Below are 21,216 nucleotides of genomic sequence, written 5' to 3'. Positions count from 1 at the left end.
CGGGCCCTGCCTGGACCAAGGGTTTCATGAAAAATCAACCAATACCGAGCCGATGACTTCGGCGCCGCTGTGGCGCATCTGCTCCGTCATGGCGTTGATGTCGTCGACCCGGGTGTGGTTTTTGCGGGCCACCAGCAGCACGCCGCCGGCGCGCGCGGCGATGGCCAGCGCGTCCGAGCCCAGCGCGAACGCGGAGGCGTCGTAGAGCACGGCGTCGTACTGCGAGGCCAGCTTGGTGTTGAGGTCGCCGAAGGCGGAGCGGCTCAGCAGTTCCTGCGGATTCGGCGGCATCGTGCCGGCGCCCAGCACGGACAGGTCGACGAAGGATTCGACGCGGGCGATGGCGTCCTGGTCGGCGCGGCCGGCCAGCATGTCGGACAGGCCCTGGCGTCCGCTCAAGTCGAAGATCTCGTGCTGGCGCGGGTGGCGCAGATTGGCGTCGACGAGCAGCGTGCGCTCGCCCAGTTGCGAGAAGACGATGGCCAGGTTGGCGGCGAACAGGCTGGCGCCGTCGCCGGAGTTGATGCCGACGACGACCAGCGACTTGTGGCCGCGGGCGAACCAGCGCAGCATCAACTGGCTGCGGATGGCGCGCAGCGATTCGACCTGGGCGCTGAAGGGCTGGTAGGCGGCGACGAGCTTGTCGGAAAACTTGCCCTGGCCCGGTTGCAAATAGGGATAGTCGAACTGGCGCGCCAGCACTTGCTGGATGTCGGCCTCGGTGACCAGGCCCAGGCGCTGGGCCGCCTCGCCGAAGCGGATGCCCAGTTCCTTTTGCATGCGCAAGACGCGCTCCGCGCTTTCGGGCGTGATCTTGCCCGACTCAAGCAAGAGCCCGCCGATGCTGGAATTGCCACTGCGTGTAGCGGACGGGGTGGCAATGGGATGCGCTGCTGTGTTCATGATGATTCCTTATTGGGTGCGCGCGCGGCGCGGCAAAAACATTTTCATCCCCGCCAGGCGCGAGCGCTTGGGCGCCGTCCAGGCGATGCTGCCGAACACGGGGATTTGCAACAACTCGGCCAGATCGTCGTTCGAGCGCACGCGGCGGTCCAGCATTTCCGCCAGCAGCGACAGGCCGACGCCCAGCAGCGTGCCGAGGAACAGCGACAACATGGTGTTGAGCAACACTTTCGGGCCGGTGGGCTGGGTAGGCGGCACGGCCGGGTTCAGGATGGCGATGTCGGACTGCTCGGACAGGCCCTCGATGCGGGTTTGCGAGAAGCGCTGCGAAGTGATGTCGAAGGCCCGCTGGGCGCTTTCCACGTCCTTGGCCAGCACGCCCATTTCGTCGCGGGTGCGGTTCAATTCCAGCACCTTGGCTTTTTGCAGCTCCAGCGCGGCGCGCACGGCGCCCTCGCGCTGCTGCAGGATGCCGGCCGTGTTGCCGACGCTGTTGGAGGTGACGCGCATGCTTTCCTTCAAGTCGCCGCGCAGCTTCTCCACTTCCGCTTTGGCGCTCTCATACTGGGGATGGTTGTTGCCCAGGCGCTGGCCCACTTCGGCCAGCTTGGCTTCCGCGTTCGACAGGCTCATCTTCAGGTTCAGCACCAGCGGATTGGCCGCCACGTCGGGCGACTCGGCCGCGCCGTTGCCCGAGGCCATGCGCTGGCGCGACGTCGCCTCCATCGACTGGCCCTGCGCGCCCACCAACTGGGCCGACAGGTCGTTCAAGCGGTTCGACTCGACGTCGAGGCGGTTGTCGACGCTGACGATGCCGTGTTCCTGCTGGTATTTCGAGAGGCGGCTTTGCGCCAGTTCGACGTTATCGCGCAGCAGCTTAGTCTGCTCGCTGAAATACGTCGACGCCTTGCGCAGCGGGTCGACCTTGAGCTGGATGCTGGTCTTCTGGTATTCGTCGGCGAAGGCGTTGGCGATGTCGGCGACGAACTTCGGGTCGCCGCCCTTGAAGCTGATGTCGACGACGCTGCTCTCGCGCGACGGCACCGCCTCCAGCTTGGCCAGCAGCAGGTCGGCCAGCCAGTCGCGGATCGTGCCCTTGCCGGCGGTGGCCGCGTTGTACTGGGCCAGCACGCCTTCGCTGCGGGCCAGGCCCAGGTGGTCGACGACGCGCAGCGCCACGTTCTTGCTGCTGATGATGTCCATCTGCGTCGCCATATAGCCGGGCAACAGCTGCGCCGGCATGGTCAAGCCCGTGACGGGGTCGATGCCCTTGTAGTTGAGCAGCAGCGAGGCCGTGCCCTTATAGGTCTTCGGCAGCAACAGGCTGACGACGACCGTGGCGCTGACGGTGACGAGCAGGGTGATCAGCAAGATCCACTTGCGGGCCCGGAGGATAAGTAAAAATTGGGGGAAATTCATTGTGCAACTCTCATGGCGGCGAAATACGGCGGAATTGCCCGGCGAGGGGCAACAGGGTGTTCAATCAAAACCAGCTTTCCTTGACAAACACGACATCGTCGATTTGCAGCAGGTCGTCCTGTTTGGCATCGATGGCTTGCACCTTGCCCTGGGCGTCGCGGCGCTTGATGATCATGCCGCGCTCGGTGCCGCGCTGCGACAGACCGCCGCCGGCCGACAGGGCTTGCACGACGGTCATCGCGCGTTCCAGGCGGAACATGCCGGGACGCTGCACCTCGCCATAGATGTAGAAGCGGGGGGCGCGCTCGACGTAGATGACGTCGTTGCCGGCCAGGTCGTAGTCCTGGCTCAGCTCGCCGCTGCGTATCATCTGGATCACGTCGACGACGCTCTTGGTGGTGACGCCGTCGCGCTTGCGGATCAGGCTGATCGTGTCGCCGCCCTCGCCGCCTATGCCGCCGGCCATCGCCAGCACGTCCATCAGGCTGCGCTTGCCCTCGATGGGGTAGCGGCCCGGGCGGTTAACCTGGCCCAGCACCGACACTTGCGCGCTTTGCACGACGGTGACGATGATGTTGACCTGGGCGCGGCGCAGGAAGCCCCCGCTCTCCAGCAAGCCGCCGATCTTCTTTTCGGCCGCGGCGACGGGCAGGCCGCCGACGGCGACCGTGCCGATCAGCGGAAAGGTGATTTCGCCAGCCTCGCTGACGCGGGTTTCCAGCGCCAGGTCGGGACTGCCGTAGACGGACAGTTTCAGCACATCGCCCGGCCCCAGCGGCAAGTCGGCCGCGCCCGCCACAGCCGCCGTCAGCACCAGCAGCGTCGCCATCATCCAATGTAGGAGTCGTTTCATGATTTGCCCAATCCTTGTGAAAAATTTGATAAAACTGTATTGCCTTACTTCATACCCGCGACGCCGCGCGCCGCCGAGTCGTCGGCCGCCGCCGGCGCCGCCGCCGCAGGTTTCCCGGCCGGCGCGGCGGGAGCCGCCGGCGCCGCCTTGTTCATGTACTCGATCTTCGCCGTGGCGCGCAGGCGCGCCAGTTCGGCGTCGGCCGCTTCCTTGTTCTTCTTGTTGAACAGGAATTGCTCGATCTGCGGCGCCGCCGCCTCCAGCACCACCGGGCTATCCTTGATCTCGGCGATCTGGATCAGCATGCTGCGCTCGCCTTCGCGGATGATGAACAACTGCCCCTTCGGCATGGCCAGCAGCTTGGCGCTCAGCTCAGGCGCCAAATCGGCGCTGGTGCGCGCCAGCTGGGTGCGGACGAACTTGACCTTGTGGGCGTCGAGCCAGCCGGCCACCTCTTCGAGCGACTTGAAGCCGTCCATCGCCGTCTTCAGCGCCTCGTTCATGTCGCCGCTGGCGATGACCAGCTCGCGCATCTCGAACAGCTTGCGGTTGCTGAAGAAGCCGGGGTTCTTGGCGAAGTAGTCTTCCACCTCGGCGCGGGTCGGCTTGGCGATGCTGCCGACCCGTTTCTGCATATACGCCTGGGCCACGATCAGCGACTTGGCCCGCTCGATCGCCTGCAAGACTTTGGGGTCGCGGTCCGTCTTGTCCTTGATCGCCTCGTTCTGCAGCAACTGGCGGTCGATCAAGGCTTCCAGCAATTGCTTGCTGGCCACTTCCTGCTGGGCCGCCTGGGCGCCGGAGCGCTGCAATTCCTCATTGAGCTGCAAGACGGTGATTTCCTCGCCGTTCACGCTGACGAGGGCCTGGCCCGGCTTCTTTTCCTTGCTGTCGCCGCCGCAGGCCGTCAGGCCGGCCGCCGCCAACACCAGCAAACTGGCGCACAGGGCGCGTTTGGCCAGCGGTTGTGTGGTCTTTGTCATCGAGCTTGCGGTATCAGTATGGTTCAAAATTATTCCTTCAGGATGCATTGCTAAGTGGGCGTCGACCGGTCCGGGTCTGCGCTGCCGTTGGCCTGACTTTTCTTATTGCATGAACAGCAATAACAGTTTGCGTACTATACACAAAATTCGCGGGAAATTATGCAACCTGCTCCCACGATTGTCAATATTATAAATATTGGAACAGGCAATACAAAATGCATTTACACGGGCTGGCGCGCGCCGCCCGGAAAGCCGGCGCCCACGGGCCGAGCGCCCCGTGGCGCGAGAGCATAACTATAACATCCTGCTGCGCAATAGGCCGCTTCGATAGACGGGCTGCCGGCTGGCGCCGGCCTGCCTTGATTCTAGCGCGAATTGAGCGCGCGCAACATCTTTTAGCGCCGCGCCGCGCCGCCCGCCGCCCCTCAATGGGCGTTTTCGCGCGCCAGCACCACTTTCACGGTGCGCAGGATGATGCGGATGTCGAGCCAGAGCGACCAGTTGCGCAGGTAGTCGAGGTCGAACTGCACGCGCGCCTCCATCTTGTCCAGCGTTTCCGTTTCGCCGCGCAAGCCGTTGACCTGGGCCCAGCCCGTGATGCCGGGCTTGACCTTGTGGCGCAACATATAGCCCTTGATGAGCTTGCGGTACTGCTCGTTGTGGGCCACCGCGTGCGGGCGCGGGCCGACGATGCTCATGCGCCCCTGCAGCACGTTGATAAACTGCGGCAATTCGTCGAGCGAGCTGCGGCGCAGGAAGGCGCCGATCTTCGTCACGCGCTGGTCGTTCTTGGTGGCCTGGGTCACCTTGGCGCCATCCTCGCTGACCGTCATCGAGCGGAATTTGTAGACGATGATTTCCTCGCCGTACAGGCCGTAGCGGCGCTGGCGGAAAATCACCGGCCCCGGCGACGTCAGCTTGACGGCGATGGCGATGCACAACATGATCGGCAGCAGCAGCACCTGGATCAGCGCGCCCAGCGCGATGTCGCTGCCGCGCTTGATCATGCTGTTAAAGCCGGTGAACGGCGACTCGCAGATGGCGATGACGGGCATGCCGCCGACATTGTCGAAGCGGGCCTGCATCAGGTCGAACACATAGATGTCGGGCAGGAAGTAGACCGAGGCCGTGGTGTCCTGCAACTCGTCGAGCAGCTTGCGGATGCGCGGCTGCGCCGAGATCGGCTGGCTGATGAAGATCATCTTGATGCTGTGTTCGCGCACATAGGGGGCGATGTCGGCCATCGTGCCCAGCATAGGCTGGCGCATGGCGGCCGGCCAGCGGTCTTGCGTGCGGTCGTCGAAATAGCCGCGCACGGACATGAACAGGTTCGGGTTGCGGCCGATGGTGGCGGCGAACTTCAGGCTGGCGTCGTTGGCGCCGATGATGACCACCGAGCGCATTTCGCTGTCCTGGGCCGGGTCGGAGCCGATCTTGCGGGCCGCCAGGTGGGCCGCCAGCAGCGCGAACGGGGTGGCGACGAACCAGGCCAGCACGACGGTGTTGTCGTAGTGGTAAGCCAGGCCGCTGGCCGAGCCGAGGAACACCAGGATCAGCGCCGTGATGCACCAGCCGACGAAGATGTCGCGGGCGTAGGCCAGCATGCGCCCGCTGCGCCAGGTGCGGTAGGGATCGACGTGCTGGTACACCGACGACGAGACGAAGAAGGCCAGTATCATCAGCACCATCGAATAGCCGGTGAACGGCTCGGCGAGCCCCATCGACAGCAGGTACAGCGTGCCCATGATGATGATCGGATCGAGGATGCGCTGGAAGAAAGAAATTAGGGGAATATCGTTAACCGTCATGTTGAGCTTTAAAACCTTGCGTTGGCGTTCAATGAAACGCCATTGGCGCTGTAACTTCCGGTGCCGATCAGCGCGGCGCCGTCGCGGACGTCGTGAGTCAGGCCGACGCCGAGTTGGATGGAGCGGTGCGGGGAATAGGTCAGACCCAGCGACGCGCTGCGGGTAGTGTCGGTGGCGCCGCTGGGAAAGACGACGCCATTGATCGAAGAGAAATCGCGCTTCTCGCGGCGCACCTGGGCGTCGGCGCGCAGCTTGGACGAGATGTCCCAGGTGGCGGCCAGGCTGCCCCCGACGCTCAGGCTGCTGTTGACGAAGGAGCTTTCGACGGCGCCGAACTCGCGCCAGCCGGTGGCCGTGAGGCGCAGCTTGCTAAGCGGCGTCCAGTACACGACCAGGCGGCCGTTGGTGCCCTTGCTGTCGCGCAGGGTGAACAGGGAGTGCTTGCGCTCGACCAGGCCGCCGAGGAACTGCATCTGGGTAACGCCGCTGAAGCGCCAGTAGATGCTGGCCTTGAGCTCGTTCTGCACATAGCCCTCGTCGATGCCGATGCCGCCCACCACGCGCTTGTTCGGATAGTCGCTGCTGACCCGGCGCAATTGCAGGCCGACGCGGCTGTCGCTGGAGGCGAGGTAGTCGACGCCCAGCTCGGCGCTGCGCTCCTTGCGCTCGCTGAAACGCTGCGACAGCAACTCGTACTCGAAATGGTCTTGCGTCATGCCGCCGCGCACCCGCCAGCTCGGGTGGAAGCGCCAGCCGCCGTCGAGATATTCGCGGCGCTGCACGCGCAGATTGCGCTCGTTGGAGCGGAAATCCGTAAACGGCGTCAAGGTCTGGGCGTTGCTGACGCCGGCGTGGCCGTCGATGTGGTTGCCGACGTGCCATTCCAGCGCCGCCAGCAAATCGCGCCCGTTGTAATTCAATTGCTGGTAGTGGCCGAAGGTGACCTTCGACACCTTCGCCTGGCCAGACAGCACCTGGCGGCCGATCGGCCGCTCGAACGTGAAACCGCCCTGCAACTGGCGGATCGTGTCGGCGCGCGGGCCGCTGCTGGCATCCTGGTCGGCCAGGCGGAACAGATTGCCGTCGCGCGACACGGTGACGGCGGCGAAGGGGTGGATGGTGTCGCTGATGTCGGCCGCCGCCGGCGCCGCCCACATGGCGGCCAGCAGGGCAGCCAGCGCGGGCGCGGCGGCGCGCGACGCGGCGCCGGGCCACGGGGTGAAAATGCCGGAAAAAATCCGGCAATCATCGGTGTGTGTTTGCGAGTAGCTCAACATTTTTTCATCTTCTAAAAGATCAAACCGCTGACGGGTAATATTACCAGTAAGTCCAGTGACCAGTGGAAACTATCCATCCCCCCAGCAAGCCATTGGTGACGCCGTGCGCCACGATGGGCGACCACAGAGATTGGCTACGCATGTACAGGATGCTGTAGACGGCGCCGGCAACGATGCCGGCGAGCCACAGATTATGTTCAAACCCGAATAATATCACCGCGACAACAAAACCCCGCGCTTTCACGCGTGCGGGGCTGGCGGCGAGGAAATCCGGGGTGTCGATCCAGCGCATCAGGAAGGAACGCCAAAACAATTCCTCCATCACGGGCACGACCAGGGCGGCGCCGGCGATGCGCACGGCCACCATCAGCCAGTCGATCGCGCCATCGGTGCGCGGGTCGAAACCGGCCGCGGCGCCGACGCTCATCCAGCCGGCGTTCAGATTGATCCACAACACCAGCACGACGACGCCGGCCAGCGCGGCGGCCAGCACGCCGCCGGCGCCCAGCGTCCAGGTCGCCAATTCCGTGTAGCGGCGGCGGTAGGCCAGCAGCAGGGCCAGCACGGCGCCGATCTTGACGGCGTACAGGTGGCGCAACTCGTGGGCTTGCCAGCCTAGGCGGCCCAGCATATCGTCGAGGAAGACGAAGAACATGTAGACGAGGAAGGGCAGTACCCGCGGCAGGGCGTCGCGGTCAAACATCCGCGCCCCCGCCGTTGGCGGTGGGCGCGGCTGGCGCCGGGCAGCGGCCCCCGGCGCAGAAACTTTCTTGTACAGGCATACATGGTTCTTTCGACACGAAAACGCTATTGTGATTGATACAACAATCGCAATCAAGCCCGGCGTGCCGATTTCCCCTGCAAACAACAGCGGCCGACGCCGCCGTCCAAGCTTAGCCCTTGCTGCGGGCCTCGATCACTTCCCACTTTTCCAGCGCGTCAAGCAACTCCACTTCGATCTCGGCGATGCGGGCGTTCAGGCGCTTGCCCTCGGCCGGGGTTTTCTTGTAAAAGTCCGGATGGGCCAGCTGCCCGGCGAGCACGGCCTGCTCGTCCTCCAGCTTGGCGATCAGCACGGGCAAGTCGTCGAGCTCGCGCTGCTCCTTGTAGCTGAGCTTTTTCTGCTTGGCGGCGGGCTGGGCGGCCGCTTGGGCGGCGGCCGGCTGGGCGGCTTTCGCGGCCCCCTTCGGCATCGGCGCCGGCGCCGGCGCGACGCTGCGCACGCGCTCCCAATCCGTGTAGCCGCCGACGAATTCGCGCCACTTGCCCTCGCCTTCGGAAACCACGACCTGGGTCACGACGTTGTCGAGGAAGGTGCGGTCATGGCTGACGAGGAAGACGGTGCCGGTGTAATCCTCCAGCAATTCCTCCAGCAATTCCAGCGTGTCGATGTCCAGATCGTTGGTCGGTTCGTCGAGCACCAGCACGTTCGCCGGCTTGGCGAACAGGCGCGCCAGCAGCAGGCGGTTGCGCTCGCCGCCGGACAGCGATTTGACGGGCGAGCGGGCGCGCTCCGGCGCGAACAGGAAGTCGTTCAGATAGGTCATCACGTGCTTGCGCTGGCCGTTGATCTCGACCCAGTCGCTGCCCGGCGCGATGGTTTCCATCAAATTCGCCTCTTCGTTCAACTGCGTGCGCATCTGGTCGAAATACGCCACCTGCAGCTTGGTGCCCAGGCGGATGGTGCCGCTGTCGGCCTCCTCCTGGCCCAGGATCATTTTCAGCAGGGTGGTCTTGCCGGCGCCGTTGGCGCCGATCAAGCCGACCTTGTCGCCGCGCAAAATGGTGCCCGTGAAGTCGCGCACGATGACTTTCTCGCCGTAGGACTTCGACACGCCTTCCAGCTCGGCGACGATCTTGCCGGAGCGTTCGCCGGCCGACACGTCCAGCTTGACCTGGCCCTGCTGCTCGCGGCGCAGGCTGCGCGTCACGCGCAAGGCTTCCAGGCGGCGCACGCGGCCCTCGTCGCGCACGCGGCGCGCCTTGACGCCCTTGCGTATCCACACCTCTTCCTGGGCGAGGAATTTGTCGAACTTGGCGTTCTCGACCTCTTCGATTTCCAGTTGCTCGCTCTTCCTGACCTGGTAGGCGGTGAAGTTGCCCGGATAGGACAGCAGGCGGCCGCGGTCGAGTTCGATGATGCGGGTGGCGACGTTGTCGAGGAAGCTGCGGTCATGGGTGATGAACAGCACGCTGCCCTTGAAGTCGCGCAACAAGCCTTCCAGCCACAGGATGGAAGTGAAGTCCAGATGGTTGGTCGGTTCGTCGAGCAGCAGCACGTCCGGCGCCGACACGAGGGCGCGAGCCAGGGCGACGCGCTTCTGCATGCCGCCGGAAAGCGTCTTCATCAGCATGTCGCCGCTCAGGTTCAGGCGGCCCAGCACGGTTTCCACCTTGTTCGGCAAGCTCCAGCCGTCGGCGGCGTCGAGCTTGACCTGGATGTCGTGCATGCGCTCCATCAATGCCTCGTCGTCGCCCTGGCCGAACTGGCCCGTCAGCGCGTCGTATTCCTGCAGCAGCGCCTGCAGATCGCCCATGCCGGAGGCGACGGCGTCATACACCGACATTTCCTGGTCGAATTGCGGCTCTTGCTCGACATAGGCGATCTTGATGCCCTGTTGCATGACCAACAAGCCGTCGTCCAGCTTGAACTTGCCCGAGATGACCTTCAGCAGCGAGGACTTGCCGGTGCCGTTGCGGCCGATCAGACCGACGCGCTCGGTCGTTTCCAGTGAAAATTCCGCGTGGTCGAGCAGCGCGACGTGACCGAACGCCAATTGCGCCGATGAGAGAGAGATGACAGCCATAATGAGTGAAAGGTGCTCGGGCGCGTTCCGCTTTGACGCGAAATACCGGCCGATTAGATGAATGAAGCACGCATTGTACCGATACTCGCGCATCGAACGCCATATATCGGCAAACTGTCGGCTATAATTGCGCTCGATCCGCGACATCCAGGGCTGCTGCCCGCCGGCTGGCGCGACATCGTCGGGCGCCCAGCGCGGCGCCCAGCGTCCTCCCCGTAGCACAATGGATAGTGCACATGCCTCCTAAGCGTGGGATACTGGTTCGATTCCAGTCGGGGGGACCAGCTTTACGCGCCCCGCGCTCGCGCCGCTCAGGCCGGCGCCACCCTGCGCCGCCGCGCCGTCCACGCCAATCCCGCCAGTCCCGCCAGTCCCGCCGCCAGCATGCCATCGCGGCCAGGCTCGGGCACCACACTGATCGTAAACACTTCGATGGCGCCATAACTGATGTTGAAGTGGTGCGCCGTCGAGCCATCGAGCAAGCTTTTGCCAAACTCGGCATGCTCCGGGTCGATATAGGAATAGCTCCAGGAATGGCCGCCCGTCGACAGATTGGCCGGCACGAACAAGTCGTGGCCGACGCCGAAGGTGGGGCCGGCGTTGGCGGAGTTATAGGTTTGGTAGGCGCCGGTCGTGTCGAAGACCGGGGTCTTCGGCGTTTGCCGGTGCAGCGCGCCGGAACTCAGATTGAACAGGAAGGCCGTGCGATCCTTGTTATCGGGAGTCATGTTGAAGGCGTTGATGGAACTCCAGCTCTGGGGATTGTAGCCGCCAACCAGCCAGGTCTGGCCCAGCTCATTGGTCGCCTGCATCACCGAAAAGGTGCGGCCCTTGCCGTCGGCCGCCTGGTGGAAGTTCAGCGAAGTGTCGCCGGCCGCCTTCGCGTACACCCGGTTCAGGCCGAGGCGGCCCTCGCCCAGCCACGTCTCCAACTGGGTTTTATACGCGGCCGTCAGCAGCGTCGAACCCGGCAGGGTGGCGTCCGCCTGCGCGGACAGGCCGCAGCACAGGCCGGCCAGCGCCAGCAGCGGCGGCGCCACTCTTCTGGGAAAATTTTGCATGTCGGCCCCCTCATGTGACACCTAGCAATCTCTCAAGCACCCTGTGCAGCATGCCATATTATTCGCTTTACATGCCATGTTTTCAAGTTATATTGCGTCGGGTGTCAGTTCAGCATCAAGGGGCGCTGACGCGGCTAGGCCAGCGCCAGCCGGTTAAAGCGGATACGCCATGGGTCTTCGATCCATTTATAGGTCCAGCCCGACACCAGGAACACCACGGCCACATAGGCGAGCAACACGCCGGCCTCAAGGAACGCATGGCCGGTGGCGCGCTTCACGACAGGCTCGAACGCAATCAGTATCACCGGATGCATCATGTAAATGGAATAGGAGCGCTGCCCGAGCACCTGGAAGGGCGCGCGCTTGAACAACTGGGCCAGGAAGCCGGTATCGCCGCACACCGACAATACCAGCAAGGCGAACAGCAGGGGGCAGAAAAAGGCCAGCGCGGGCAGCGTGCCGACGAAGCCAAATACCAGCAGGGTCAGGCCGAGCGCGACGCCCTGCAGCAAATTCGCGTCGAACCGGACCGAGCGGCTCAAACCATAGGTCAGCACCCCCAAAAAGAATGAGGCCACGCAGCGGGCGAAGCCAAAATCGAAGGTCACGTCCATGCAATGCCCCTGCAGATAGCATTGGTGCACATCGACGCTGGCCCAGACGGTGACGGCGAAGGCCAGCAGGCCGAGCGCGGCGAAGACCAGCAGGCGCAGGCGGCCGCGCAGCAGGAAACACAGGCAGGCGAATAGGATATAGGTGTAAAACTCGACGCTGATGCTCCAGCTGGCATAGTTGAGAATGAGCTTGTCGAATACGCCCATGCCGTGCGTCATGGTGAGCGTCGCCACGATTTCCGCCGCCGTCGGAATGGCATACGGCAGCATGCCGACGTGGGTGGAAAATTTCGCGTAGCCGAGTTCGACGAGGAGGTTTTTCGCGAACACATTGCCGGCCTGGGCCAGCACGAAAACCAGGCTCGCAAACACCAGCAAGGGGAACAGGCGGCCAAATCGGCGCAGCAAAAATGGCCCGATCGCATCCTTGTTTTCCAGCTTGTTTTTATAGGCGGAACAGATCAGGAAGCCGCTTAAAACGAAAAACAGGTCGACCAGCAGATAACCGTTGCGGATGAGGGAGATATGCGGCGCGGCAATTTTCAGATGGAATAATGCGACAATCAGGGCAGCGAAACCTCTGCCGCCTTCGAGCGATTTGATCATGTTGTCCGGCCTGGTTCCTGTGGGTATCCCAACAAATGGGTGAAGACCCGTATTTTACATAACTTTAACAGAATTATTAAAATGAAATGAATTCAGGCAACCCAGGGGCGCGCCGCCAGCGCCCCCTCCCCCGCGCGGGCTCAGGGCACGATGGCGGTGACCTCGATTTCCACCTTGGCCCGGTCCTCGACCAGCGCCACCACCTGCACCGCCGTCATGGCCGGGAAATGCAGGCCGATCAGCTCGCGGTAGGCGATGCCGATGTCGCGGTAGGCGGCCACATACTCCTGCTTGTCGACGACATACCAGGTCATGCGCACGATGTGCGCGGGCGTCGCGCCGGCCTCGGCCAGCACGGCGACGACGTTGTGCAGCGCCTGGCGCACCTGGCCGGCGAAATCGTCGGTGTGGAACTGCCCCTGGCCGTCCCAGCCTATCATGCCGCTGACGCACACCGTGCGTCCGCTGGCGGCCACGCCGTTCGAATAGCCGCGCGGCCTGGCCCATCCGGGCGGTTGTAAAAATTCCATGAAAAACCTTTCTCTTATCCTTATGCGGCGCCGGGCGCCTCGCGCAGCAGCTCGCGCGCGATGATCAATTGCTGCACCTCGGTGGCGCCCTCGTAGATGCGCAGCGCGCGGATTTCCCGGTACAGGCATTCGACCGGATGGCCGCTGACGACGCCCAGGCCGCCGAACAGCTGCACGGCCGCGTCGATCACCTGCTGCGCCGTCTCGGTCGCCGTCATCTTCGCCATCGCCGCCTCCTTCGTCACCTTGCGGCCCTGGTCGCGCTGCCAGGCGGCGCGGTAGGTCAGCAGCGCGGCCGCGTCGATGCCGGCGGCCATCTGCGCCAGCTTCGCCTGCGTCAGCTGGAAGTCGGCCAGCGTCTGGCCGAACATCTTGCGCTGCATCGCGTGCGCCAGCGCCGCGTCGAAGGCGCGCCGGGCGAAGCCCAGCGCCGCCGCCGCGACCGAGGTGCGGAACACGTCCAGCGTCGCCATCGCCACCTTGAAGCCCTGCCCCGCCGCGCCCAGGCGCTGCGTGGCCGGGACGCGGCAATTCTCGAAGCGCAGCCGCGCCAGCGGATGCGGCGCGATCAGTTCGATGCGTTCGGCGATCTCGCAGCCGGGCATGCCGGCGTCGACGATGAAGGCGCTGATGCCGCGCGAACCCGGCGCCTCGCCGGTGCGCGCGAAGACCACGTAGAAGTCGGCGATGCCGCCGTTCGATATCCAGGTCTTCTCGCCGTTGAGGATGTAGTCGTCGCCGTCGGCCACGGCGGCGCAGGCCAGCGCCGCCACGTCCGAGCCGGCCTGCGGCTCCGACAGCGCGAACGCGGCGATGGCCTCGCCGCGCGCCACCCGCCCCAGGTAGGCTTCCTGGTTGGCGGCGCTGCCGAACAGGCTGATCGCGCCGGAACCGAGGCCCTGCATGGCGAAGCTGAAGTCGGCCAGGCCGGCGTAGCGCGCCAGCGTCTCGCGGATCAGGCAGATGGCGCGCGTGTCGATGGCGCCGACGGCGTGGCGCAGCCAGCCGGCCTGGCCCAGTTGGCGCACCAGCGCGCGGCAGGCCGCGTCGACGTCGGCGCCGTGGTCCGCGTGCAGGTGCGCCGCGGCCCACAGGTCCAGCTCGCGCTCCAGCCGGGCGTGTCCGGCGTCGAAAAACGGCCAGTCCAGATAACTTTTATCGCTCATCTCAATCCCCCTCGAATTGCGGTTTTTCCTTGGCCACGAAGGCGTGGTAGGCGCGGTGGAAGTCGTTGGTCGCCATGCAAATGGCCTGCGCCTGGGCCTCGGCCTCGATGGCCTCGTCGATGCCCATATTCCACTCCTGCTGCAGCATTTTCTTGGTCATGCCGTGCGCGAAGGTCGGGCCGCCGGCCAGCCCGGCGGCGCAGCCCTGGGCCGCGCCCAGCAGCGCCTCGGGTTCGTGCAGGCTGTTGAAAAAGCCCCAGCGCTCCCCCTCCGCGCCCGACATCGAGCGGCCGGTGTAGAGCAGCTCGGCGGCGCGGCCCTGGCCGATCACGCGCGGCAGCAGCGCGCAGGCGCCCATGTCGCAGCCGGCCAGGCCGACGCGGGTGAACAGGAAGGCGGTCTTGCTGCGCGCGCTGCCGAGGCGGATGTCGGCGGCCAGCGCCAGCATAGCGCCGGCGCCGGCGCAGATGCCGTCGATGGCGGCGACGATCGGTTGCGGGCAGGCGCGCATCGCCTTGACGACGTCGCCGGTCATGCGCGTGAAGGCCAGCAAGCCCGGCATGTCGAGCCGGGTCAGCGGGCCGATGATGTCGTGCACGTCGCCGCCCGAGCAGAAGTTTTCACCGGCGCCGCTGACGACGACGGCCTTGACGTCGTCGGCGTAGGCCAGCGCGCGAAACAGCTCGCGCAGCTCGGCGTAGGAGTCGAAGGTCAGCGGGTTCTTGCGCTCGGGCCGGTTCAGCGTCAGCGTGGCTACGCCGGCCGCCACCTCGAAGCGGAAGTGGCGCGCCTGGTAGCCGGCCAGCGCGCTGCGGTTGCCGGGCAGTTGCTGCGCCTGGCCTGGGAGGTATCGCATAGTGGTATCCTTTATTTGTCGGCCGGCTCGTTCAACTGCCGCTTCATGTGCGACAGCAGATCGATCAGCTGGGTTTTATCTTGCGGCGTGACGCCGTGCAGCAGTTCGGCGACCCAACTCTCGTGCACCACCGCCATCGCGGCGAAGGCGCGCCGGCCGGCCGCCGTCAGCTTGACGCTGTAGGCGCGCTTGTCCTTCGGGTCGGCCACGCGCAGCACCAGCTTTTCCGCCTCCAGCTGGTCGGTGATGCCGGTGATGTTGCCGCCCGTGACCATCATGCGCTTCGACAGCTCGCCCATGCGCAGCCCGTCCGGGTAGCGCTCCAGCTGCGCCATCAGGTCGAAGCGCGGCAGCGTGATGTCGAAATTGCTGCGCAAGCGGCTGCGTATCTCGTTCTCTATCTTCACCGTGCACGACAACATGCGCAACCACAGCTTGAGCGACTGGTGATGGTCCTGCGTCAGCCGGCTGGCCAGGTCGAGCACGGCGTCCTCGCCCTGATCGGCTAAGCCGGCACTCACTTGCGCTTCCTTTTCCATGCCTGACATACGACTCCTTACATGACTTCGCCGCCGGCGACGGCGATCGACTGTCCATTCATTGCGGCCGACTCGGGCAGGCACAGCCACGCCACCGCGCCGGCCACCTCCGCGCATTGCACCAGGCGCTGCTGCGGGTTGCCGGCGGCCAGTTCGGCCAGCGCCTGCGCTTCGCTGCGGCCGGTCTTGGCGACGATATTGGCCAGCGCCTGCCGCACGATGTCGGTGTCGGTATAGCCGGGGCAGACCGCGTTCACCGTCACGCCCTTGGCCGCCACCTCCAGCGCCAGCGCGCGCGTCAGCCCCACCACGCCGTGCTTGGCGGCGACGTAAGCGCTCACGTAACGGTAGCCGACCAGGCCCGCCGTCGAGGCGACGTTGACGATGCGCCCCCAGCGCGCCTCCAGCATGCCCGGCAACGCCGCCTGCATGCAGTGGAAGGCGCCGCTCAGGTTCACCGCCAGCATCTGCTGCCACAGCGCCGAATCGGTCTTGCCGAAGGGCGCGGACGTGGCCTGCCCGGCGTTGTTGACGAGGATGTCGATGCGGCCGAAACGGGCGGCGGCGCCGGCGAAGGCGGCCCGCACCGCCTCCTCGTCGCCGACGTCGAGCGGCTCGCAGGCCAGCTCTGCGCCGGCCACCAGTTCGGCCAGTTGCGCCGCGGCGGCGGCCAGCCGGCCGGCGTCGCGCCCGGCCAGCGTGACGCGCGCGCCGCGCTCCAGCAGCGCGCGGGCGCAGGCGAAACCGATGCCGCGCCCCGCCCCGGTCACCAGCGCGTGCTTGCCCGTCAATGCCAGCGGCGCCATGTCAAGCCTCCAGCAGCTTGGCCGCGACCTGCTGCGGCGTCAGGCCGGTGTTGGCGGCGGCCAGCTGCTTGTCGCGCTGCAGATTGCGCTCCAACTGCAGCTTGCCCGGCTGGTACTGCTTCGGCCAGGCGATCTCCTGGAAACCGATCTTGGCCGCCTCGGTCAAGGTCCACGCCGGATTGGCCAGATGCGGCCGGCCCACCGCGCACAGGTCGGCGCGGCCGGCGGCGATGATGCTGTTGGCGTGGTCGGCCTCGAAGATGGAACCGACCGCGATGGTGGCGACGCCGGCCTCGTTGCGCACGCGGTCGGCGAACGGGGTCTGGAACATGCGTCCGTACAGCGGCCGCTCGGCCTTGCTGACCTGGCCCGACGAACAGTCGATCAGGTCGGCGCCGGCCGCCTTGAACAGGCGCGCAATCGCCACCGCGTCGTCCGGCGTGATGCCGCCCTCGACCCAGTCGTGCGCCGAAATGCGCACACTCATCGGCTTATGCTGCGGCCAGGCGGCGCGCATCGCGGCGAACACGCGCAGCGGGAAGCGGCAGCGGTTTTCCAGGCTGCCGCCGTACTCGTCGGCGCGCCGGTTGGTCAGCGGCGAGATGAAGCTCGACAGCAAATAGCCGTGCGCGCAGTGCAGCTCCAGCCAGTCGAAACCGGCTTCGTCCGAGGCCAGCGTGGCGCGCACGAAGTCGGCCTCGATGCGCGCCATGTCGGCGGCGTCGGCGGCGCGCGCCGTCTGCGACACGCCGGCCAGATATTGCTGCGGCGAGGCCGCCAGCAGCGCCCAGTTGCCCTCGGCCAGCGGCTGGTCGATGCCGTCCCACATGGCGCGGGTCGAGCCCTTGGCGCCGGCGTGGCCGAGCTGGATGGCGATCTTCGCGTCGCCGCTGGCGTGGACGAAATCGACGATGCGCCGCCACGCCCGCGTGTGCTCGGGCGCGTACATGCCGGGACAGGCCGGCGTGATGCGCGCGTCGGCCGAGACGCAGGTCATTTCGGCGAACACCATCGCCGCGCCGCCCAGCGCGCGCGCGCCCAAATGCACCAAATGGTAATCGCCGGCGACGCCGTCGACGGCGCTGTACTGCGCCATCGGCGAGACGACGATGCGGTTCTTCAGCGTCAGGCCGCGCGCCTTGAAGGGCGTCAGCATCGGCGGCACGCGCGCGCCGGCCGGCAGCGCCACGCCGGCCTGGGCGCAGGCGCGTTCGGCCAGCCAGGCTTCGTAGCCGGCCACATAGGCCGGGTCGCGCAGGCGCAGGTTTTCGTGCGACAGGCGCTGGCTGCGCGTCAGCATCGAATAGGCGAACTGCGGCGCCTCCATCGCCGTATAGCGCGCGACGTTTTCGAACCATTCCATCGAATTGCGCGCCGCGCTCTGGATCTTGATGACCTCGACCGAGCGCGCCGCCTGGTAGGCGGCCAGCGCGGCGGCCGCGTCGGCGTGCTGGCCGAAACAGCGCGCCAACTCGATCGCGTCCTCCAGCGCCAGCTTGGTGCCGGAACCGATCGAATAATGCGCGGTGTGCGCGGCGTCGCCCATCAACACCACCGGCGTGGCGCCGTTCCAGTGCACCCACTGGCCGCAGACGATGCGCGGGAAGGTGATCCATATCGCCGAGCCGCGCAGGTGCGAGGCGTTCGACATCAGCGCGTGGCCGTCGAGCTGGTCGGCGAACAGGCGCTCGCAGAAGGCGATGCCCTGCTCGGCGCTCATCTGCTCCAGGCCGGCGCTGCGCCACACCGATTCCGGCGTTTCGACGATGAAGGTCGAGGTGTCGCCGTCGTACTGGTAAATGTGGGCCTGGAACCAGCCGTGTTCGGTCTGCTTGAAGGCGAAGGTGAAGGCGTCGAACTTCTTGCGCGTGCCGAGCCAGACGAAGCGGCAGCGGCGCGCCTCGATGTCGGGCTGGTAGCTGGCGGCGTAGCGGCCGCGGATGCGGCTGTTCAAGCCGTCCGAGGCGATCACCAGATCGGCGCGGTAAGCCTGGGCGATTTCCTGGTCGTCCGCGACGTCGGTTTCGAACACCAGCTCGACGCCCAGCTCCTCGCAGCGCTGCTGCAGGATGTTCAGCAAGCGCTTGCGGCCGATGCCGCAGAAGCCGTGGCCGCCGGAGCGCACCATGCGGCCCTTGAAATGGACGTCGATGTCGTCCCAGTGGTTGAAGGACTGCAGGATGGCGCGCGCGCTCTGCTCGTCGGCGTTGACCAGGTTGCCCAGCGTCTGGTCGGAAAACACCACGCCCCAGCCGAAGGTGTCGTAAGGCCGGTTCCGTTCGATCACGGTGATGCGGTGGGCCGGATTCTGCTTCTTCATCAGCAGGCTGAAATACAGGCCGGCGGGACCGCCCCCTATGCAAACGATATTCATGTGTCTGGCCTTATTCTGTGCGCAGCTTGAAGCGCTGCAGCTTGCCGGTTTCGGTGCGCGGCAGCGCCGCCTGGAACTTGATCGAGCGGGGATATTTATACGGCGCGATCTGCCGCTTGACGAACTCCTGCAACTGCGCCGCCAGCGCCGCGTCCGCATGAAAACCGTCCTTCAGCACCACATGCGCCTCGACCACCTGGCCGCGCTCCTCGTCGGCGACGCCGATGACGCCGCATTCGGCCACGGCCGGATGGCGCAGCAGCGCATCCTCGACCTCCGGGCCGGCGATGTTGTAGCCGGCCGAGATGATCATGTCGTCGGTGCGCGAGCGGTAGAAGAAATAGCCGTCGGCGTCCATTTCATAGGCGTCGCCGGTCAGGTTCCAGCCGTCCAGCACATAATCCTTCTGGCGCGGGTCGGCCAGGTAGCGGCAGCCGGTCGGCCCCTTGACGGCGAGGCGGCCGATGACGCCGGGGCCGACCGGCTTGCCGTCGCGGTCGAGGATGCACGCCTGGTAGCCGGGAATCGGCTTGCCGGTGGCGCCGCGGCGGATCTGCTCGCCGGCAGCCGAAATGAAGATGTGCAGCAGCTCGGTCGCGCCTATGCCGTCTATCATCGCCAGGCCGGTCGCGGCCTGCCAGCCGTCGCGCGTGGCCAGCGGCAGCGCCTCGCCGGCCGACACCGTCTTGCGCAGGCTGGACAAGTCAAACCGGGACGCCAGCGGCGTCATCTGGCGGTAAAACGTCGGCGCCGTGAAGCAGACGCTGGCCCGGTACTGGGCGATCGCGGCCAGCAGCGACTCCGGCGTCAGCTTCTCCAGCAGCACGGTGGCGGCGCCCACGCGCAGCGGGAACAGCAGCAGGCCGCCGAGGCCGAAAGTGAAGGCCAGCGGCGGCGTGCCGATGAAGACATCGTCGGCCTGCGACTCCAGCGTCGAACGGGGAAAACAGTCGCAAATGGCCAGCACGTCGCGGTGGAAATGCATGGTGCCCTTGGGGACGCCGGTGGTGCCGGACGTGAAACTGATCAGGCAGACGTCGTCGGCGGCCGTGTCGACGGCCTCGAAGGGCGCCGTGTGGCGCGCCATGCGCGCCTCCAGCGCGTCGGCGCCGGCGTCGTTGAACCACAGCGTGGCCGGCGCCGCGTCGAGCGCGTCGATCTCGCCGCGCAGCGCGGCGGCGCACAGCACCGCGTTGACCTCGGCCTTGCCGATGATGGCGGCCAGTTCGCGGGCGCGCAGCAGCGGCATGGTCGGCACCGCGACGCAACCGGCCTTCAGCACGGCCAGCACACAGGCCGCCATCAGCGGATTGTTGGCGCCGCGCAGCAGCACGCGGTTGCCCGGCACCAGGCCCATATCGGCGCGCAGCACATGGGCGACCTGGTCGACCTTGCGCTGCAGCTGCGCGTAAGTCCAGCGCACGCCGTCGGCGTAGATGGCGATGCGCTCGCCGCCGCCGGCGGCGACGGCCGCGTCGAGCAGCGCGGCGACGCAATTCAGGCGCGGCGGATACTGCAGCGAGGGCAAATCGAAGCGGATCTGCGGCCACAGCTCGGGCGGCGGCAAATGCTCGCGCGCGAAATGGTCCACATGTGCGGAATAAGCGGGTGCTGCGGCAGTCGGTCTGGTCATAGTCGCCCTGAGCTTGGATAAACGTATCGATGCGGCCTGCGAGCAGATACTTTAAACCTAAACTATCCAAACATCAAGACAATCGGGCCAGCGGCCGGCAACAGCCGGGGACAGACCACCATTTTCAAGAATAATTTCTTGAAAATGGTGGTCTGTCCCCGGCTTTTATGACAGGTGCTGCTGGCGCACCAGGCCGGCCTGGTGGATGACGGCGCGCACGACGTCGGCCAGCACCGCCTGCAGCGCCGTGCTGCTCAGCCGCCCCGCCGCGAAGCCGCCCAGCGCCGCCGCCGCGCCGCTCAGCCCCAGCGTCACGCAACCCGTCTGCAGCCGCTCGACCTTGCTCTGCGCCTCGTCCTGCTCGCCGCGCGCCAGCAGCGCGTCCAGCTCGCCGCTGGCCGCCGTGAGCTGGCTCTGGAAGCCGGCCAGGTAGACCAGCAGGCGCTCGCTGTTGATGCCGAGTCGCCGTTCCGTCTCCAGCGGCGTTTCCGCCTGATGCAGGTAGCCGCTGGCGGCCTGGTCGAGGTAGGCGCCCAAATGCACGCGCACCTGCTCGGCCTGGAAGGGTTTGACGAGGTAGCCGGCCGCGCCCGACTGGGTCGCGTGTTGCACGGTTTCGCGGTCGGTCGCCGAGGAAACCAGCACCAGCGGCATGGTGTTCAGCCTGGCGTCGCCCTTGACGCGCTGCAGCAACTCCATGCCGGACAGCCGCGGCATGCGCAGGTCGCAGAAGCAGATCGACGGGCGCAGGCCGTTTTCCAGCTGCTCCCAGGCGTCGGCGCCGTCCTCGGCCTCGACGATGTCGAAGCTGCCGCAGCTGTCGATCAGGTGCATCAACACCATGCGCGAGACGACGTCATCGTCCACCACCAGTACTTTCATGTCGCTCTCCAATGTGGCCGCGCCCGCCGCGCAAGATCATGTCGGGACGACGCTTGCCTGAATGGCCGATTATACCCAGCGCCGCGCGGCGCCGCCCAG

At 66.1% G+C, this 21,216-nt stretch carries 18 protein-coding genes and 1 tRNA gene; 1 reads left to right on the top strand and 18 read right to left on the bottom strand.

All coding sequences use genetic code 11. The features are described from left to right. Positions 1–24: 24 nt before the first annotated feature. From epsG to OIK44_RS08365, 8 genes are all read right to left on the bottom strand, one after another. On the bottom strand, positions 25–903 hold the full coding sequence (gene epsG, locus OIK44_RS08400) for a chain length determinant protein tyrosine kinase EpsG (RefSeq protein ID WP_273670274.1): 879 nt from the start codon (positions 901–903) through the stop codon (positions 25–27). 9 nt (positions 904–912) lie between these two features. Then, entirely contained in the window at positions 913–2,322 is a 1,410-nt protein-coding gene (epsF, locus tag OIK44_RS08395) for a chain length determinant protein EpsF (RefSeq protein WP_273670273.1), read from the bottom strand. A 64-nt stretch (positions 2,323–2,386) separates the two neighbouring features. Continuing rightward, positions 2,387–3,175, bottom strand: coding sequence for a polysaccharide export protein EpsE (epsE, locus tag OIK44_RS08390; protein ID WP_273670272.1), 789 nt, complete (start codon positions 3,173–3,175; stop codon positions 2,387–2,389). A 44-nt stretch (positions 3,176–3,219) separates the two neighbouring features. After that, positions 3,220–4,158 (bottom strand): EpsD family peptidyl-prolyl cis-trans isomerase, encoded by a 939-nt coding sequence (locus OIK44_RS08385; RefSeq protein ID WP_273670271.1) that lies wholly within the window; start codon positions 4,156–4,158, stop codon positions 3,220–3,222. Between the two features lie 425 nt (positions 4,159–4,583). Next, on the bottom strand, positions 4,584–5,966 hold the full coding sequence (locus OIK44_RS08380; protein WP_273670270.1) for an undecaprenyl-phosphate glucose phosphotransferase: 1,383 nt from the start codon (positions 5,964–5,966) through the stop codon (positions 4,584–4,586). Positions 5,967–5,974: 8 nt separating this feature from the next. Next, on the bottom strand, positions 5,975–7,243 hold the full coding sequence (epsL, locus tag OIK44_RS08375) for an XrtB/PEP-CTERM-associated polysaccharide biosynthesis outer membrane protein EpsL (RefSeq protein ID WP_273670269.1): 1,269 nt from the start codon (positions 7,241–7,243) through the stop codon (positions 5,975–5,977). 40 nt (positions 7,244–7,283) lie between these two features. Further along, positions 7,284–7,946, bottom strand: a complete 663-nt coding sequence (locus OIK44_RS08370) for a CAAX prenyl protease-related protein (protein WP_273670268.1) — start codon at positions 7,944–7,946, stop codon at positions 7,284–7,286. 190 nt (positions 7,947–8,136) lie between these two features. Continuing rightward, positions 8,137–10,050 (bottom strand): ATP-binding cassette domain-containing protein, encoded by a 1,914-nt coding sequence (locus tag OIK44_RS08365; RefSeq protein WP_273670267.1) that lies wholly within the window; start codon positions 10,048–10,050, stop codon positions 8,137–8,139. Positions 10,051–10,259: 209 nt separating this feature from the next. Between OIK44_RS08365 and OIK44_RS08360 the strand changes: the two genes are divergently transcribed. Further along, positions 10,260–10,334 (top strand) — tRNA-Arg (locus tag OIK44_RS08360). Positions 10,335–10,361: 27 nt separating this feature from the next. On the opposite strand, the gene OIK44_RS08355 is transcribed toward OIK44_RS08360, so the two are convergent. The 10 genes from OIK44_RS08355 to OIK44_RS08310 form a co-directional block, all read right to left on the bottom strand. Then, complete coding sequence (locus OIK44_RS08355; protein WP_273670266.1) at positions 10,362–11,111, bottom strand: PEP_CTERM-anchored TLD domain-containing protein; 750 nt, start codon at positions 11,109–11,111, stop codon at positions 10,362–10,364. A 134-nt stretch (positions 11,112–11,245) separates the two neighbouring features. Further along, positions 11,246–12,331, bottom strand: coding sequence for an acyltransferase family protein (locus OIK44_RS08350; RefSeq protein WP_273670265.1), 1,086 nt, complete (start codon positions 12,329–12,331; stop codon positions 11,246–11,248). A 140-nt stretch (positions 12,332–12,471) separates the two neighbouring features. Next, positions 12,472–12,861, bottom strand: a complete 390-nt coding sequence (locus OIK44_RS08345) for a RidA family protein (protein WP_273670264.1) — start codon at positions 12,859–12,861, stop codon at positions 12,472–12,474. Positions 12,862–12,881: 20 nt separating this feature from the next. Beyond that, entirely contained in the window at positions 12,882–14,027 is a 1,146-nt protein-coding gene (locus tag OIK44_RS08340; RefSeq protein ID WP_273670263.1) for an acyl-CoA dehydrogenase family protein, read from the bottom strand. A gap of 1 nt (position 14,028) precedes the next feature. Next, positions 14,029–14,883, bottom strand: coding sequence for an enoyl-CoA hydratase family protein (locus tag OIK44_RS08335; protein WP_273670262.1), 855 nt, complete (start codon positions 14,881–14,883; stop codon positions 14,029–14,031). Between the two features lie 11 nt (positions 14,884–14,894). After that, positions 14,895–15,422, bottom strand: coding sequence for a MarR family winged helix-turn-helix transcriptional regulator (locus tag OIK44_RS08330; protein ID WP_273670361.1), 528 nt, complete (start codon positions 15,420–15,422; stop codon positions 14,895–14,897). Positions 15,423–15,439: 17 nt separating this feature from the next. Beyond that, complete coding sequence (locus OIK44_RS08325) at positions 15,440–16,228, bottom strand: SDR family NAD(P)-dependent oxidoreductase (RefSeq protein ID WP_273670261.1); 789 nt, start codon at positions 16,226–16,228, stop codon at positions 15,440–15,442. Between the two features lies 1 nt (position 16,229). Beyond that, on the bottom strand, positions 16,230–18,602 hold the full coding sequence (locus tag OIK44_RS08320; RefSeq protein WP_273670260.1) for a bifunctional salicylyl-CoA 5-hydroxylase/oxidoreductase: 2,373 nt from the start codon (positions 18,600–18,602) through the stop codon (positions 16,230–16,232). A gap of 10 nt (positions 18,603–18,612) precedes the next feature. Beyond that, positions 18,613–20,235, bottom strand: a complete 1,623-nt coding sequence (locus OIK44_RS08315) for an AMP-binding protein (RefSeq protein ID WP_273670259.1) — start codon at positions 20,233–20,235, stop codon at positions 18,613–18,615. 165 nt (positions 20,236–20,400) lie between these two features. Continuing rightward, positions 20,401–21,117 carry a response regulator gene (locus OIK44_RS08310; protein WP_273670258.1) on the bottom strand — a complete coding sequence of 239 codons (717 nt, stop codon included), beginning with the start codon at positions 21,115–21,117 and terminating at the stop codon, positions 20,401–20,403. Positions 21,118–21,216 lie beyond the last annotated feature (99 nt).

The sequence above is a fragment of the Janthinobacterium fluminis genome, from assembly GCF_028595325.1.
GTDB classification, from domain to species: Bacteria; Pseudomonadota; Gammaproteobacteria; order Burkholderiales; family Burkholderiaceae_D; genus Janthinobacterium; species Janthinobacterium fluminis.
Note: the sequence above shows the minus strand (reverse complement) of the source record. Positions and strands in the feature narration are given on the sequence as shown.